Source organism: Microbacterium deminutum, from assembly GCF_039530205.1.
Taxonomy (GTDB): Bacteria; Actinomycetota; Actinomycetes; order Actinomycetales; family Microbacteriaceae; genus Microbacterium; species Microbacterium deminutum.
In genome coordinates this window covers 62166-77122 of record NZ_BAAAOG010000002.1, presented here as the reverse complement: position 1 = coordinate 77122, position 14957 = coordinate 62166, and the positions used below count along the sequence as shown (strand labels likewise).

Genomic DNA, 14957 nt, shown 5'->3' with positions numbered 1-14957 from the left:
TCGCATCGCTCTCTAGGCGGGACGCGCGAGGGGCATGATGGTCGCATGCACCGCCGGCGCGCGCCCCTGCGTACTCGAAAGCGGGACGCGTCGCGCGCGGACTGGATGGAGCTGTTCTTCGACCTCGTCTTCGTCGCACTCGTCGGGCAGCTGTCATCCGGTCTGCACCACGAGCCGACATTCGCCGAGCTTGCTGTCTTCCTCGCCCTCTTCGCCTCGGTGTGGTGGTCGTGGGTGAACTTGACGTTCACGATCAACATCCAGGAGGGTCTGTCCCGGCGCGCGCTCGCGGGTTACATGCTCGCCGCGATGGCCGCCGTCGGGGTGATGGCCGTCGCCGCGCCCGAGGCGATCGCCGACCGGGCCTGGCTGTTCGCTCTGGGCAACGCGGCCCTGCGCGCCGTCATGCTCGCCCTGTGGGTGCGGCGCAGCTGGAATACCGGTGCCGGCTCGCGGGTGCGGGTGCTCGCCTATAACGGCGGCACGGCCGTCATCTGGCTGGTGTCTGCATTCACGCCGTCACCGTTCCGCTTCGTGCTGTGGGCGATCGCGATCGCGATCGAGATCGTGCTGCTGGTCGTCTCGGCGCCCGGGCTGCTGCAGCGCATCGGAGGCATCAACGTCGAGCACCTCGCCGACCGCTTCGGGACCCTCGTGATCATCGCGCTCGGCGAATCGGTGCTGGCGATCGTGATCGCCATCTCGACCACTTTCACGCCGCTCTCGGCCGTCGTCGCCGTGCTCTCGTTCGTCATCACCGCCGGTCTCGCTTGGGCGATGTTCATGTTCGGCATCGACGCGATGCGCACCGGGCTCGAGCAGCTCGTCGCTCGCGGCGACGCCCGCGGTGTCGTCGAGACGGTCGCCTTCCTGCCCTTCGTGCTGGTGGCCGGGATCATGATGCTCGCGGGCGCCGTCTCGCTGGCGATCGAGCATCCGCAGTCTGCCCTGCCGCCATCCGCAGCCGCATCACTCGGGGGCGGCGTCATCCTGTTCTACGGCACGAACGCGGCGATCACGCGGCGGTACGGAACGCCGTGGCGCAGCGTGCTCCCGTGGGCGCTGCCCGCCGTCGTCCTGCCGCTCGTCGTCGGGATCGCCGCCCTGGTCATTCCCGCGATCTGGTCGGTGGCGGCGATGGCGGCCACGATCGTCGCGATCGTGGCCCTCTCGGAGATTCGCGCCAGAAGAGTGGATGCCCCGGCGTGAGTCGATGGCCGACCCTCACCCGCGATCGATGAGCGTCGGCCTACGCTCGTCGTGTGCTCACCGACCATGCCGTTGCTCTCTGGCGACTGCACTCACAGCATCTGGCCGCCCCCGTCGACGGAGCCGAGGACGTCGTGCGGTCCCTGCTCGCCGTTCAGGCGGAGAATCCCTCGCAGTCGGCCTGGGCGGTCGCCACCCGCACCCGCGACCCGCGCCCCGCCGACCTGGCCGGTTTGCTGGCGAGCGGAACGGTGCTGCGGACGCACGTGCTGCGCCCGACCTGGCATTATGTGCACGCGGACGACGCCGGGTGGCTGATCGAGCTCACCCGAACCAGGGTGCTGCCCGCGGTGGATCAGCAGCTTGCTCCACTGGCGGGGCGCATGCATGCCCTCGCCGATGCCGTGATCGAGACTCTCGCGGAGTCGCCCGACCGGACCCGCGCCGAGCTCTCCGTCTCACTCGCACACCGCGGTCACGAACTGACCGGGATGCAGCTGATGCTTCTGTTGGCGCACCTCGAGCTGGCGGCTCTCATCTGCAGCGGTGTCCCCCGCGAGGCGGAGCACACGTACGCTCTGTTCGCCGAGCGTGTCCCTTCACCGCGTCGGCTGGAACGCGAAGAGGCACTGGCCGAGCTCGCCCTGCGGTATTTCGCCTCTCACGGCCCTGCCACGGTGCGAGACCTCGCGTACTGGGCGACGCTCACTCTCACCGACGCACGTCGGGGCCTCGCCGCCGCCGCGGACCGGCTCGAGTCCTTCGACCACGATGACCGCACATACTGGCACGCGCCCGGCGAGCCCCCGGCGTCCGCATCTCCGAGAGGTCATCTGCTGCAGGTGCTCGACGAGATGTACCGGGGCTACCAGGACTCCCGCTGGGTTCTGGATGCCGGTGGGCTGCTCTCGCGGGCGCGCGAGACCGCGATCGGCATGGCCCTGGTCGATGGCCAGATGATCGCCGGCATGAAGCGGGTGGTCGCAGCCCGAACGGTCACATTCGAGATCCGGCGGCTGCGGCCACTCGAGCCCGACGAGGTGGAGGCGATCGAGGATGCCGCGACCCGCTGCAGCCGCTATCTCGGGCTTGACCCGCGTCTTGTGTGGGCGGGTTCGTCCGACTGAGTGGGCATCCTCGGTCCGGTGACGGATGCCGGCTGGCCGGCCTGTCACCGAGGCGCGTGGGCGTTCGGGAACCACTTGCGGACCAGATCAGTGAGACGTCATCTGCGGCGCGGGCCGCGCGAGCGTGCGAGTCAGGGCTCTGCGGCATCCAGCCCCAGGCGTTCCTGCCGGGCCGCTCTCCAGACCGCTCGTGCGGCATCCAGGTTCAGCGCGGCGATTCCCAGTCCGACGATGATGTCCACCCATCCGGTGGCGAGCCACACGGTGAGGAGGGCTGACCCGATGATCGCCAGGTTCGCGAGTGCGTCATTTCGGGCAGACAGCCACGCCGCCTTCGTCAGGCTGCCGCCGGCATGACGATGGCGGACCAGCAGCGTCGCGCAGGTGAGGTTGACCAGCAGTGCCCCGAACGCGGCGAGAGACAGGGGGACCGGCGCGGGCGGCTGCGGATCCAGGATCTTCACGATCGCCATCCACCCGGTCGCGATCGCAGGCACGAAGATCACGAACGCCAGCACGCCCCCCACTCGAGATCGTGCGCGGGCGGACCAGGCCACGGCGAAGAAGATGAGCAGGTTGACGCTCGCATCCTCGAGGAAGTCGACACTGTCGGCGAGCAGCGCAACCGAGCCGATCCGCAGCGCGACCACGGATTCGACGCCGAAGTAGGCGAGGTTCAACAGGGCGACGACGAGCACGACACCCCGGAATCCTGCTCGGTCGTGCATGAGGACAGTCTCGTGGGTCGCCGCGATCGCCCACTAGGGCCGCGACCGTGCGCCGCCCTCTTCGATGATGGCGGCGGTGTCCGGCCCGAGCGTGAGTACGCCGTCCATGACGCCGGCGGCCCCCGCGTCGGTCGCCAGCACCACGGCGCCGACCTCATCGAACTCGGCGCGGTGCGAGGTGAGATTCACGCAGACTGCGAGGGCGCCGCGACGGAGCCGGAACGTGCGGGCGGCGACACCCTCGTCGTCCGCTGCCTCGGCGGCCAGCGATGCGAAAGCCGGGTCGGTGAGCTCGGACCGCTCGCGCCGCAGCCGTGCGAGGTCGCCGTAGAGCGCGAGGAGCCGGGCGTGGTCGCCGATCGAAGTCTCATCCCAGCGCAGACGGGACCGCAGAAAGGTCTCGGGATCCTGGGGATCCGGCACCAGGGATTCATCCCATCCCATCCGGGCGAATTCGGCGATCCGGCCCTTCGCGGTGGCCTCGCCCAGCTCCGGTTCGGGATGCGAGGTGAAGAACTGCCACGGTGTCGATGCGCCCCACTCCTCGCCCATGAACAGCATCGGTGTGCCGGGAGAGGTCAGCGCGAGCATGGCGGCGATCGCGAGCCGGTCGTAGCCCAGGATGTGGCTCAGCCGATCGCCGGTCGCGCGGTTGCCGATCTGGTCGTGGTCCTGCACGAACGTCACGAGCCGCCAGGCGGGCACGTCCGGGGGGATCGGATATCCGTGCTCCCGTCCGCGGAAGGATGAGAACGTGCCGTCGTGGAAGAAGCCGCCGGTCCACACCTTTGGCAGGGCGTCGAGGTCGGCGAAGTCCTCGTAATAGCCCGCCGTCTCGCCGGTCAGCGCGACGTGGACGGCATGATGCCAGTCGTCGCACCACTGCGCGGCCAGGCCGTAGCCGCGTGCCTCGCGAGGCATGATCAGCGTCGGCTCGTTGAGATCGGATTCGGCGATGAGGGTGAGCGGCCGACCGAGGTGGGCGCTCAGGGCGTCGACCGTCTCCGCGAGCTCCTGCAGGATGTGCGGATGCGAGCGGTCGTTCAGCGCATGCACCGCATCCAGCCTCAGCCCGTCGACGTGGTAGTCGCGCAGCCACATCAGCGCGTTGTCGATGATGTAGTCACGCACGGCTCGCTCGTCGAGGTTGATCGACGAGCCCCATGCGTTGCGTTCGGCGTCGCGCAGGTATGGGCCGAACTCCGGCATGTAGTTACCGCTGGGCCCGAGGTGGTTGTAGACGACATCCTGGATGACGGCGAGCCCGCGTGCGTGCGCGGCATCGACGAATCGCTGGTAGGCAGCCGGGCCGCCATAACCCTCGTGGACCGTGTACCACAGCACGCCGTCGTAGCCCCAGTTGTGAATCCCGTTGAAGCCGTTCACCGGCAGCAGCTCGACGTGCGTGATGCCGAGCCGGACGAGGTGATCCAGCCGCTCGATGGCGGCGTCGAGGGTGCCGCCGTCGGTGAAGGTGCCGATGTGGAGTTCATACAGGATGCCGCCGGCCAGCTGGCGCCCGGTCCACCCGGCATCCATCCACGCGTGGGCGCGAATGTCGAAGAACATCGAGGCCTCGTGAACGCCCCGTGGTTGGCGGCGCGATCGCGGATCGGGTCGCAGAGATCCCGCTTCATCGAGGACGAAGCCGTATTCGTCACCGTCGGCGAGTTCGATCTCGCCGGCCCACCAGCCATCGTCGGCCGATCGAAGCTCGGCGTCGGGCCGGTGCGGCCGGCGCAGCCTCATCCGCGTCGCGCGCGGCGCCCACACCTCGATCATGCCGTCATCCTCTCGCGCCTCGCGTGCTTGGCCTCCGCACTGCGGCGGCTATTCGGTCACGAGCAGCGCGACGGGGTAGTCCGCGAGAAGTTCCGTCAACGCGACCTCGCCGCTGTCGAACCGGCGCCCGGTGAGGACGTCGAGGGCAGGTGACGATCCCTTCAGCAGCATCGTTCCCGCCCACGGGCTCCGGCCGCGGGCTGCGAGCCCCACCGGGAGTCTCGTGGCGACCGTGATGGCTCCGCCGCGATCGAACGCGATCGCGTGCTCGGCGGCGGGGCCGACGACGGTCGCGGGGACGTACCGCGTGAAGAGCTCGGGTCTGTCCCGTCGCAGTCGAAGCGCGCGCGAGACCACGACCAGCTTCGCGGCACCCGTGGAATCCACCGGGGGGCGTTCGCCGCCGTCGAGGGCGGACAGCATCCGGCGACGCTTCGCGAAGTCGACGGGCCGGCGATTGTCGGGGTCTACGAGGCTCTGCTCCCACAGTTCGCTGCCCTGGTAGACATCGGGCGCTCCCGGTGCCGTGAGCTGCACGAGCTTGAGCGCCAGCGAGTTGGACCAGCCCGCTGGGGAGATCTCCGCGACGAAGGCGTCCACCAGAGCGGATGCCGCGGGGTCGTCAAAGGCGGCATCCACCACGGCGTGCACCCGCGCCTCGAATCGCTCATCGGGGTCCCACCAGTTCGTCGATTCGCCGGCCTCGCGCGCCGCCTTCTCGGCATAGGCGTGGATGCGCTCACGCGATGCCGGCCACGCGCCGACGATGGCCTGCCAGAGCAGATTGTCGAACGGTCCGTGACCGGTCGTCGCCGCGACGCGGAGTCCGGTGAGGACATCGTTCCAGCGCTCGGGCACCTCTGCCAGCACGGCGAGGCGCGCCCGCAGGTCTTCGCCGCGCTTCGTGTCGTGCGTCGAAAGAGCGGTCATCGCGTGCGGCCACGATGCCGCGCGCGACGCCTGTGCGGCATGGAACTCATCCAGTGTCAGCGCGAAGCTCGACGGATCGGCTCCCACCTCGGTCAGGGTTCCGAGGCGCGTGAACCGGTAGAACGCCGTGTCTTCGACGCCCTTCGCCATCACCATGCCGCTGGTCTGCTGGAAGCGCAGGCTCGCCGGATGGCCGGGATCGCCCAGCTCTGCCACCACCGCGGCGAGCGCCTCGCCGAGTTCGGGCCGACGCGCGCGGGCACTGCGGGCGGCAGCGTCGAGGTGGTCGAGCCCCGCCGGCAGGTACGACCGGTAGACCGGGAACTGCGCCAGCAGTTCGATGATCGCCTCTTCGGCGAGCGGCACGTCGAGACCGAGGTCGCGGTGCACGCGACGGACTTCGGACCGAAGCGCCGTCTCGGCGATCGACCGCTTCGTGAACGCGATCAGCTCACCCCACGACATCGGCGCAGCCAGCCCGGTCTGCGCCCGAAGCGCGGCGTCGAGCGCGTCGAGCGGACGCTCACCTGACGGGTCGACGAGGACGCGGTCGAACTCCGCCAGCGCTTCATATCCCGTCGTGCCGTCGGTGCGCCAGAACGGCGGCAGCGCCTCGCCCGGTTCCAGGATCTTCTCGACGAGCACGTGGGCACCGACGGAGAGCTTCGCGAGCCGCTCCAGGTACTCTCCCGGTCCCTGCAGGCCGTCCGGATGATCGACCCGCAGCCCGTCGACGAGCCCCTCCTCGAACCAGCGGCGCACCTCGACATGCGCCTCGTCGAACACCGCCGGATCCTCCACCCGGATCCCGGCGAGGCTCGACACGGTGAAGAAGCGGCGGTAGTTCAGCTCCGACGACTCGCGGCGCCACTCGATGAGTTCGTAGTGCTGCCGCCCGTGCACGTCGAGCAGCAGGCTCGCACCAGCGTCGTTCGCGAGGGTCGCCCGCTCGGCATCCGTCACCGATCCCGGAGCGAGCGGGAATCGATGATCGAAGTAGCGCAGCTCGTCTTCGTGGATCCGCAGTTCGCCGGCGTGCGCGGCATCCGCCACGGAAGACCCCAGCACCGGCAGCCGCACTTTTCCGCCGCCGAACTCCCAATCCACATCGAAGGCGTCCGCGTAGCGCGAGGATCGGCCGTTGGCGAGCAGATCCCACCACCACGGATTCTGCTCGGGCGCGGACACGCCGAGATGGTTCGGAACGATGTCGACCAGGATGCCGAGTCCCACCGCCCGGGCCGCCGCGGCGAAGCGATCCAGGCCGTCCGCCCCGCCGCGTGCCGCATCGACCTGCGACGGGTCGACGACGTCGTACCCGTGGTCGGATCCCTCGGTCGCCCGCAGCAATGGCGAGAGGTACGCCCATCCGACGCCGAGGCGACTGAGGTAGTCGACGATCTCGGCCGCGGCATCCAGATCGAATCCTCGGCGGATCTGGAGTCGGTACGTCGACGAGGGATGGGACGTCATGGCGGCTCCTTCGGGGCGCGCAGGTAACGGGCTCGTGCTGCCGGCGCGTCAGTGATCCATCTCGGACGAGGGCGCCTGGCCCGGCGCGAGGTCGCCCGCGCGGGGTCCGGCGGCCAGCGATGTGGCCACGGAGTGATCGACAACCGGTTCGGGAATCTCGTGCTCCCGCAGCACCATGAGGGCCTTCGCGGCGAGCGTCACCGCGCTCGCCGGCTCGATCATCGCAGTGTTCGCGAGCTCGCCGACGGTGTCGACGAGCGCCTCCCACCTGGGGCCGAACTCGGGCGCGGGCAGCAGGAAGTCGATCGGCCTGTCGCTCGCGTTGAAGAGCACGACGAAATGCTTGTCGGTGATGCGCTCGCCGCGGCGGTCGCGCTGGCGGATGCCGTCACCGTTGAGGAACACTCCGATCGCGCGCCCGAACCCGGACTCCCAGTCCTCCGGCTGCATGACGGTGCCATCCGGCCGCAGCCAAGCGATGTCGGGCAGCGGTGCACCCTCCTCGCGGCGGATCGGCCGCCCGTCGAAGAATCGGCTGCGACGGAACGTGGGGTGCTCCCGGCGAAGGCGGACCAGCGCGGCAGTGAACTCGACGAGCGGCTCGTCGACGGCATCCCAGTGCACCCAGGTGAGCTCGTGGTCCTGGGCGTAGCCGTTGTTGTTGCCCCGCTGAGTCCGGCCCAGCTCATCGCCGTGCAGCAGCATCGGCACGCCCTGCGACAGCAGAAGGGTCGCGATGAAGTTGCGCTGCTGACGCGCTCGCATCTTCAGCACCTCGGGGTCATCGGTCGGGCCCTCCACCCCGAAGTTGGTGGACCGATTGTCGTCGGCGCCGTCCTTGTTGCCTTCGCCGTTGGCCTCGTTGTGCTTCTGCTCGTACGAGACGAGGTCGCGGATCGTGAATCCGTCGTGTGCCGTCACGAAGTTGATCGATGCGACGGGCCGCCGTCCGGAGGTCTCGTACAGGTCGGCGGATCCGGTGAGCCGGGACGCGAACTCGCCCAGGGCGGGGGCTTCGCCTCGCCAGAAGTCGCGGACGGTGTCGCGGTACTTGCCGTTCCACTCCGACCACTGCGGCGGGAAGTTGCCCACCTGGTAGCCGCCGGGCCCGACATCCCAAGGCTCGGCGATCAGCTTGACCTGCGACACCACCGGATCCTGCTGGACGAGTTCGAAGAAGGTGGCGAGGCGGTCGACCTCGTAGAACTCCCTCGCGAGAGTCGAGGCGAGATCGAAGCGGAAGCCGTCGACGTGCATCTCGAGCACCCAGTAGCGCAGCGAGTCCATGATCAGCTGAAGCGTGTGCGGATGCCGGACGTTCAGCGAGTTGCCGGTGCCGGTGTAGTCGGTGTAATAGCGCTTGTCCTTTTCGAGGTGGTAGTACGCCTCGTTGTCGATCCCGCGGAACGACAGCGTCGGACCCAGGTGATTGCCCTCGGCCGTGTGGTTGTACACCACATCGAGGATCACCTCGATGCCGGCGCGGTGCAGGGCACGCACCATCCCCTTGAACTCCTGCACCTGCTCGCCCCGCTGGCCGGTCGACGAGTAGGTGTTCTGCGGCGCGAAGAAGGCGATCGTGTTGTAGCCCCAGTAGTTCGAGAGGCCCTTGTCCTGGAGCGTCGAGTCGTTCACGAACTGGTGCACGGGCATCAGCTCGATGGCGGTGATGCCGAGTTTGCGAAGGTGATCGATGATGACCGGATGCGCGATCCCGCTGTACGTGCCGCGCATCTCCTCGGGCAGATCCGGATGCAGCTTGGTGAGGCCCTTGACGTGCGCCTCGTAGATGACCGATGACGCATACGGCGTCTTCGGGAGGCGGTCGCCGGCCCAGTCGAAGAAGGGATTGATGACGACGCCGAGCATGACCTTGCCGATCGAGTTCTCGTCGTTTCGGGAGTCGGGTTGGCCGAAGGTGTAGCCGAAGACCTGCTGTCCCCACTTGACCTGACCCTCGACGGCCTTGGCGTACGGGTCGAGCAGGAGCTTGTGCGGATTGAACCGCTTGCCCGTGGTGGGGTCGTTCTCGCCGTACAGCCGGTAGCCGTAGCGCTGCCCCGGGCTGATGTTCGGCAGGTAGCAGTGCCACACGTAGGCATCGATGTCGATGAGGTCTACGCGGGTCTCCTTGCCGCGATCACCGAAGAGGCACAATTCGACCCGCTCTGCGCCCTCGCTGAACAAGGCGAAGTTCGTTCCATTGCCATCGAATGTGGCACCGAGCGGGTAGGTGGAGCCGGGCCAGGTCTGCATGCGATTCCGTTCTGTCAGCACACGTTGACTCTCACGATAAGTGGACGCATCGCGGTCCCCGGTGTCGGATGCGGGGGTTGACAACCACGACGCGCGCATGTCACAGGGGACAGGCCGAACGCTGCCGACGTCGACGGGTGGGATGCAAGGGCCGATCCTGCCTCAGGACCGGCTGGTCTCGTCGACGATCTCCCGGGCGACGACCGACAGCAGCCGTCCGGTGGTGCGCGCCCGTTCGCGAAGTCGCTGGAATGCCTCGTCCATGTCGATCCGGTCGGTGTGGGAGAGGATTCCCTTCGCCTGTTCGATGATGACCCGGCTGTCGAGCGCATGCTGCAGCTGTTCGCGCGCGATGTCCGACTCGCGCAGCGCGCGTTCGTGAAGGATCCCGATCGTGGCGATGTCGGCGAGCGCCTGCGCCGCGATCGCATCGTCGGGGTTCAGCGGGCCCGGCCGATCGCTGAAGAGGTTGAGTGAGCCGATCGTGTCGGCGCGCAATCGAAGGGGGATGGCGTGCATGGACTGATAGCCGAGCTTGGCCGCCGATACCGCGAAAGTCGGCCACCGGGCGTACGTCGCGGCGATGTCGTCCACGGTGACCAGGCGTCCGGTCTGATAGGCGTCGACACACGGCCCCTCGCCGGCGTCGAGCTGGAGAAGCGAGATGAGATGACTGCGTTCGCTTGTAGACGCGACCACCTCGAGCTGGCCGTCCAGATTCGGCAGGAGGATGCCGGCATCGGCGGCCTCGAGGGTGCGGGCGCATCTCGTGACGAGCCGGTACAGCAGATCGACGATGTCATAGCCGACGACAAGCGTGTCGGCGAGGTCTACGAACGTCTCGACCAGCTCTTGTTCCCGCGTTCGAGAGGTCATCTCTCAAATTTACGCCTGGGGTCGGCGCTCAGGCAGAGAAATCGAGTCGTCGTTCGACGATGTCCGTCGCAACCTCGTGGACGGAGAGGCCTGCAGCGAAAGCGTGCGCCCGGATGACGAGCAGCGCGTCCGCCGGGGGAATGTGCATCTGGGCCATCACCATTCCGGTGGCCTGATGCACGATCCGCCGCGAGGAAGGGTTCTCGCCGGCAGAGTCGTCGCGGTGAGCCATGGCATGACGCAGGACCGTGATCGCCGCCGCGTCGGCCATGGCGGAGGCAGTGGCGACGTCGGTCTGCGACAGCGCATCGGGGGCTGCGGCGTAAAGGTCGACAGCGCCGATCGCCAGAGTGCCGATGGTCATCGGGAAGGCATACGCGGCCCGGATCTCGTGCGATGCGATCGCGGCCTGGACCACGGGCCACGCCGGGGCGAGAGGCGACTGGAGATCCGGCAGCAGCACGGCGGTCCGGGTAGCGCGGGCCTGCCAGCAGGGCCCTTCACCGTAGTCCAGCTGCAGCTCGTCGAGACGCGCGGCGAGCCGGTCCGTGGAACACACGGTCTCCACTTCGAACGGATCCCCGAGTGTGGAGATGGCGGCGTGCTCGACCGGCAACGCGGACGTGAACGCCCGACACAAACGGGGTGCGCGATGCGCAGGAGAGGACGACCGCATCATTCTCCTCACCCGACGTCAGCCCTGTGGGCTTCCTGGGTCCACGGCCGCCTTGTTCTCAAGCGTACGCCCCGCCACGGGCTTCTGGTTTACTATCCGCGACGAACTGTGTGAGGGGTGCGGCCATGTCGTTCTGGATCTGTGCCACCTGCGCCGTCGAGCATGCCGACCGGATCGACGTGTGCGCCATCTGCGCCGACGACCGGCAGTGGGTCCCGGCGGACGGCCAGCGCTGGACCACGCTGACCGAGATGGCGGATGCCGGCTACCGCACCGAGCTCGTCGAGCTGGAGCCCGATCTGTGGGCGATCAGCAGCCGGCCGGGCGCTGGCATCGGGCAGCAGTCGAAGCTGCTGCGCACGGACGGGGGCTGCCTGCTGTTCGATCCCATCGGGTTCCTCGACGATGCCGGCGTGCAGCGCATCCTCGAAATCGGCCCCGTCGCCGCGATCGTCGCGAGCCATCCGCATATGTACGGCGTGCAGGTCGAGTGGAGTCGTGCGCTCGGCGGCGTGCCCGTGCTCGTCGCGGAGGAGGACCGGACGTGGGTGGCGCGGCCCGATCCCGTCATCCGGACATGGTCGGGTGAGAGGGAGATCCTCCCGGGGGTCACGCTCACCCAGCCGGGTGGCCACTTTCCGGGAAGCGCCGTCGTGCACTGGGCGGCCGGCGCGGAGGGCAGGGGCGTGCTGCTGTCGAGCGACACCATCTTCGCGAACCCCGATCGCACCTCCGTCAGCTTCATGCGCAGCTATCCGAATCGGCTCCCGCTGTCGGGTGCGGTCGTGGAACGGATCGCCGCGCACGTCGAGCGATTCGAATTCGACCGGCTGTACGGCAACTTCGACAACGTGATCCCGAGCGGTGCCCGTGAAATCGTCCGGTGGTCGGCGAGCCGTCACATCGGCTGGGTCAGCGGAGACTTCGACCATCTGACCTGAGAGCGTGTCGCTCAGATTCGTGCGATCACTGGAGGCAGACGGGCGGGCGGCGCACCGCACTGCCTATGGTGTTCATAGCCGCAACCGTCAGGGGTCCTGTATGTCATCTGTGCGCGTCCACAACTTCTCGGTGTCACTCGACGGGTTCGCCGCCGGCGAGGGACAGCAGCTCGACGCGCCGTTCGGGCACGCCGGGATGCGACTCATGGAGTGGGCGTTCGGCACCCGCACCTTCCGCGCCATGGAGATCCACGGCGAACCGGGCGGCTCGGTCGGAGTCGACGAGGCCTTCGCCAGCGCCTGGAACGTGGACGTCGGGGTCGAGATCATGGGCCGCAACAAGTTCGGGCCCTACCGCGGGCCATGGAACGACGAGGAGTGGAAGGGATGGTGGGGCGACGATCCGGTCTTCCACACACCCGTCGTCGTCCTCACCCATCACTCGCGACCGACTCTGCAGATGGCAGGGGGCACCACGTTCCACTTCGTCGACGCCGAGCCCAGCACCGCGCTCGAGCAGGCCCGCGAACTCGCAGGTGGACGGGATGTACGCATCGGCGGCGGCGCCGACACGATCCGGCAGTTCCTGGCGGCCGACCTGATCGACCGCATGCACATCGTCCTGGTGCCGATACTCCTCGGTCGCGGCGAGCGCCTCTGGGAGGGCTTCGACGGGCTCGAAGACAGCTTCGACATCGAAGCGGTTCCGTCACCCAGCGGCGTGATACACCTGACCTTCACGCGCAGGAGCTGACCGAGTCGCGCGACGGTTCCGGGGCACGGGAACCAGGTTCTCAGCGCGGATGGATGCCGGCCGAGCCGGCACCAGGGAAGGATCACGACATGGCCGGTGACGAGCTGTCCGATCACCCGGATGAGCCGACGCTGAGGGCCCTCTTCGACACGGTGATTCCGGTAGACGACTGGCCGGGCGGTTGGGAGGGAGGGGTCGGACGGCTCCTTCGCGAGCACGGTTCCGACTTCATGTCATGGAGCGCGACCGCCCTCGCGAACGCGGCTGAGGCCGCGGACCGTGCCGCGAACGACTCGCACCGCCGACCATTCGCGGCCCTCGCCGCCGCTGAGCAGTCGGCGGTGTTCGCGTCGCTTCTCGAACGGGAAGGTGCAGCCGGTCCGATGCACGACGTGACCACAGTCGCCTACCAAGGGTTCTATGGCGGCACGCGCGAGCCCGCGGGGTGGCAGATGGTGGGGTACTCCGCGATCCCCGAGGGGGTGGATGCCGTGGATGCGGCCGACCCTCCGGGGATCGACGCCGAACGGCTCGCTGATTCCTATGACGTCATCGTCATCGGCGCCGGTGCAGGGGGCGGTGCCGTCGCGGCCGAACTCGCCGAAGGAGGTCAGCACGTCCTGTTGATCGATCGCGCCCAGCCGATGCGCAACAGCGAACTGCGTGGGAACCACCTGCAGGGCAAGCGCACGGGGCTGTATGACGTCCGAGTCGGGCCGCACGCCGGCAATCCCCGGGTCATCGAGCACTCCGACGGGACGGCTGAGCTGCTGCACGGCGAAGGCGATGCCCTCGCGTATGGCCTGAATGCCATGGTCCTCGGGGGAGGGACGCGCGTGTGGCAGGGGATGTCGTGGAGATTCTGGGAGCAGGACTTCCGGATGGCATCCACGTACGGCACGCCGGTGGACAGCACGCTGGCGGACTGGCCGTTCGACTACGCCGAGCTGGAGCAGTACTACGAGCGCGCGGAGTGGGAACTAGGCGTCGCGGGGGATGCCGACAGTGCCGTAGGGAGGGCGACGCCGCGGCGCCGCGGCTACCCGCTGCCCGCGATGCGCAGTGACCGCACCCGCGAGGCGCTCACCGCAGCGGGCCGACGGCTCGGGATCACCACGTCTCCCATTCCCTTCGCGATCAACTCGGTGAGCCGGGACGGCCGGGCGGCGTGCGTGCGCTGCGCACAGTGCATCGGGCACGCGTGCCCAGTGAACGCGAAGAACGGCGCGCAGAACACGTTCATCCCTCGTGCTCTCGCAACGGGACGCGCCGACCTTCTTCTCGGTGCTCAGGTCACCTCGATCGAACACGACGGCAGCGGGACGGCATCCGGAGTCGTCGGCGTCGTCGAGGGGCGCAGCGGGGAGCGCGGGTTCCGAGCGCGCGCCGCACGGATCGTCGTCGCCGCGGGAGCCATCGAGACCGCCCGGCTGCTGCTGGCTTCGGGCCTGGGCAATGAGTGGGTCGGACGCAGCCACATGACGCACGGCGTCGCTCTCGCGATCGCCGGCGAAGCCCCGGACATCAAGGAGACCGTAGGGCCGGGGCACTCGGTCGCCACGATCGACTTCGTGCACAGCGACCCGCACGGCTGGGGCGGCGGAGTCATGTTCGACGCCGCGCTGCAGTTCCCGTATGACAAGGCCCAGGTGGGCCGGGAACTGGCTTCAGCCCCGTTCGGCACCGTGCACAAGGCGTGGATGCGCGAGACTCCCAACCTGGTGGGGACCATGGCCATGGTGCAGGAGATCCCGCACGCGCAGACCCGCGTGCTTCTCGATCCGGTCGTCAAGGACCAACGCGGGATGCCGGCGGTCCGCCTGCGCGGCACTGCTCACGATGCCACACGGGCAAATGTCGCCGCCATGGCGGGGCACTGCTCGGACTGGCTGCGCGCCGCCGGCGGACGGCGGATCATGACGCGCGAACTGACCGTCGCGCCGCAGGGGCAGGAGCACTCGGCGGGCACAGCGCGACTGTCCGCCGATCCTGCGTTCGGCGCGTGCGATCCGCGCGGCCTGTTGTGGGGCACTCGCAACGTCTTCGTGGCCGACGCATCTCTGCACGTGACGAACGGCGGATTCAACCCGGCGCTCACGGTGTTCGCCAACGCCCTGCGGGTGGGCGCCCTGATGATGCAGTGACCAGACGCTCGCCATCGGCACAACAAAAGTTCACTCATGTAAAGTTGCAATCCATGCAATA

Annotated in this window: 11 protein-coding genes; 5 read left to right on the top strand and 6 right to left on the bottom strand. The window is 68.5% G+C overall.

What is annotated here, in order from left to right:
- Positions 1-45: 45 nt before the first annotated feature.
- Positions 46-1209, top strand: coding sequence for a low temperature requirement protein A (locus ABD212_RS06710; RefSeq protein WP_344092642.1), 1164 nt, complete (start codon positions 46-48; stop codon positions 1207-1209).
- A 53-nt stretch (positions 1210-1262) separates the two neighbouring features.
- The gene (locus ABD212_RS06705; protein WP_344092640.1) at positions 1263-2336 is read left to right on the top strand and encodes a winged helix DNA-binding domain-containing protein; all 1074 of its coding nucleotides are present in this window, start codon (positions 1263-1265) and stop codon (positions 2334-2336) included.
- Between the two features lie 131 nt (positions 2337-2467).
- On the opposite strand, the gene ABD212_RS06700 is transcribed toward ABD212_RS06705, so the two are convergent.
- From ABD212_RS06700 to ABD212_RS06675, 6 genes are all read right to left on the bottom strand, one after another.
- The gene (locus ABD212_RS06700; protein WP_344092637.1) at positions 2468-3064 is read right to left on the bottom strand and encodes a cation efflux transmembrane domain-containing protein; all 597 of its coding nucleotides are present in this window, start codon (positions 3062-3064) and stop codon (positions 2468-2470) included.
- Positions 3065-3097: 33 nt separating this feature from the next.
- Entirely contained in the window at positions 3098-4846 is a 1749-nt protein-coding gene (gene treZ, locus ABD212_RS06695; protein WP_344092634.1) for a malto-oligosyltrehalose trehalohydrolase, read from the bottom strand.
- A gap of 48 nt (positions 4847-4894) precedes the next feature.
- On the bottom strand, positions 4895-7249 hold the full coding sequence (gene treY / locus ABD212_RS06690; protein WP_344092632.1) for a malto-oligosyltrehalose synthase: 2355 nt from the start codon (positions 7247-7249) through the stop codon (positions 4895-4897).
- A gap of 48 nt (positions 7250-7297) precedes the next feature.
- On the bottom strand, positions 7298-9505 hold the full coding sequence (gene glgX, locus ABD212_RS06685; protein ID WP_344094097.1) for a glycogen debranching protein GlgX: 2208 nt from the start codon (positions 9503-9505) through the stop codon (positions 7298-7300).
- A gap of 162 nt (positions 9506-9667) precedes the next feature.
- The gene (locus tag ABD212_RS06680; RefSeq protein ID WP_344092629.1) at positions 9668-10381 is read right to left on the bottom strand and encodes an ANTAR domain-containing protein; all 714 of its coding nucleotides are present in this window, start codon (positions 10379-10381) and stop codon (positions 9668-9670) included.
- Between the two features lie 28 nt (positions 10382-10409).
- Positions 10410-10997, bottom strand: a complete 588-nt coding sequence (locus ABD212_RS06675; RefSeq protein WP_425561246.1) for a GAF and ANTAR domain-containing protein — start codon at positions 10995-10997, stop codon at positions 10410-10412.
- A gap of 185 nt (positions 10998-11182) precedes the next feature.
- Between ABD212_RS06675 and ABD212_RS06670 the strand changes: the two genes are divergently transcribed.
- From ABD212_RS06670 to ABD212_RS06660, 3 genes are all read left to right on the top strand, one after another.
- Entirely contained in the window at positions 11183-11998 is an 816-nt protein-coding gene (locus ABD212_RS06670) for an MBL fold metallo-hydrolase (RefSeq protein ID WP_344092623.1), read from the top strand.
- A gap of 100 nt (positions 11999-12098) precedes the next feature.
- Positions 12099-12752 (top strand): dihydrofolate reductase family protein, encoded by a 654-nt coding sequence (locus ABD212_RS06665; protein WP_344092621.1) that lies wholly within the window; start codon positions 12099-12101, stop codon positions 12750-12752.
- Positions 12753-12841: 89 nt separating this feature from the next.
- Positions 12842-14896, top strand: coding sequence for a GMC oxidoreductase (locus ABD212_RS06660; protein ID WP_344092619.1), 2055 nt, complete (start codon positions 12842-12844; stop codon positions 14894-14896).
- The last annotated feature ends 61 nt before the right edge of the window (positions 14897-14957 follow it).

Bases quoted from the DNA above. Each gene is read 5' to 3' on its own strand.
- ABD212_RS06710 (WP_344092642.1), top strand. From the start codon at position 46: ATGCACCGCCGGCGCGCGCCCCTGCGTACTCGAAAGCGGGACGCGTCG.
- ABD212_RS06700 (WP_344092637.1), bottom strand. From the start codon at position 3,064: ATGCACGACCGAGCAGGATTCCGGGGTGTCGTGCTCGTCGTCGCCCTG.
- treZ (WP_344092634.1), bottom strand. From the start codon at position 4,846: ATGATCGAGGTGTGGGCGCCGCGCGCGACGCGGATGAGGCTGCGCCGG.
- treY (WP_344092632.1), bottom strand. From the start codon at position 7,249: ATGACGTCCCATCCCTCGTCGACGTACCGACTCCAGATCCGCCGAGGA.
- glgX (WP_344094097.1), bottom strand. From the start codon at position 9,505: ATGCAGACCTGGCCCGGCTCCACCTACCCGCTCGGTGCCACATTCGAT.
- ABD212_RS06680 (WP_344092629.1), bottom strand. From the start codon at position 10,381: ATGACCTCTCGAACGCGGGAACAAGAGCTGGTCGAGACGTTCGTAGAC.
- ABD212_RS06670 (WP_344092623.1), top strand. From the start codon at position 11,183: ATGTCGTTCTGGATCTGTGCCACCTGCGCCGTCGAGCATGCCGACCGG.
- ABD212_RS06665 (WP_344092621.1), top strand. From the start codon at position 12,099: ATGTCATCTGTGCGCGTCCACAACTTCTCGGTGTCACTCGACGGGTTC.
- ABD212_RS06660 (WP_344092619.1), top strand. From the start codon at position 12,842: ATGGCCGGTGACGAGCTGTCCGATCACCCGGATGAGCCGACGCTGAGG.